This is a genomic window from Paenibacillus foliorum (genome assembly GCF_013141765.1).
GTDB classification, from domain to species: Bacteria; Bacillota; Bacilli; order Paenibacillales; family NBRC-103111; genus Paenibacillus_S; species Paenibacillus_S foliorum.
Map to the genome: position 1 here is coordinate 1 of NZ_WHOD01000011.1, position 1,276 is coordinate 1,276.

Annotated in this window: 1 protein-coding gene; it reads right to left on the reverse strand. The window is 43.7% G+C overall.

What is annotated here, in order from left to right; all coding sequences use genetic code 11:
* Positions 1-538: 538 nt before the first annotated feature.
* On the reverse strand, positions 539-943 hold the full coding sequence (locus tag GC093_RS02680; protein WP_171650315.1) for a VOC family protein: 405 nt from the start codon (positions 941-943) through the stop codon (positions 539-541).
* Between the last annotated feature and the right edge of the window lie 333 nt (positions 944-1,276).

The window sequence follows — 1,276 nt, forward strand, 5'->3', positions numbered from 1 at the left end:
AAATTTAGGAAATGGCTTTTAGGGTTCCTCTATTTCCGCATGCTCAAAATAAAGACCACTTAACCAAATGAGTTTGTTTTCCAAGCAATCGTTATCTTCCGGGTGATAAAATCCTGCGAATGAGTGAGTATACGTGAGATAAACCCTTAAAACCGAGGGACGGGCAGGATAGTTGAATGGGCAGAATAAAATGGTTGGAGGTACTCGCCCAAAAAAGGAGGCGTTTAGCATAGAGGATAAGTCTCCAAAAAGAGAACTCCAGGAGGACTTTCGTAGTAATTCCAATAACCACTTTCATTACCGGCTGGGAAGGCTATTTGAGATTAAAAGAAATATTTTTTGGAGCTATGCGGAAGGCGATAACAAAATATATTTAGACAAAGAGGAGTGCGAAATAGATCCATTTCTCAATAAATAATGAAGAACCTAGATAAAATGAAGAGACCATAGCTCGTTGCTATGGTCTCTGTTCTCTTTCTATGAAGCGGTCAGTAAAATAACTAACTATGAAATTCGCCTCACTCCCTTCAACTATCCGTCAACGCCTACCGCTGAACCGTTTGATCGCTTCCTCGGTCACCGGCGTGAAGAGGTTAACCAGGTTGCAGTCGGGATCGCGAAACAGTACAGCACGGTTCCCCCACGGCATCGTGGTTGGTTCCTTTACCCACTGGTCGACAAACGGTTTCAAGCGCTCGTATTCGGCATCAACATCGTGGACGCGGAACTCGATGATGACAGTGTGATTGTCGGCCGCCACTGCGGAACCAGCGCCGAACAGTTGCACCGTCTGGGAGTGGCCGATCGCCAGGGTGCACGATGGCACAACGAGTTCGGCAAAGATGGGCGCGGGGCGTTCCGCCGAAACACCCATGACTTTCTCATAGAACTCGACGAGACGATCCACGTCGTCGGTAATGATGCGTACAGAAGCAAAATTCACAAGATACCATCCTTCCTATAATAAATGATACAAAACCGTATCATATCATTTTGGGCCAAAACACTTCGCATTTATCTCCCACTCCTTTACGGTTACTTACTTCGATTATAAAAAAACAATACTGACAACAGTATGTCAGTATTGTTTTAAAATTTTTTTGGCTTCCTCCCGAATTCGATTTCGGAATGCGTCAGTACAAGATATGTCTTGATTCTTATCTTTTCAGAACTGCACACATTATGGATTGCAGTGATTAGTGATACGGGTGCAACATTGATTGTCATATTGAACAGTATGAGGCTACTAAGGGTTAAAAATTAATGCCTATTGATT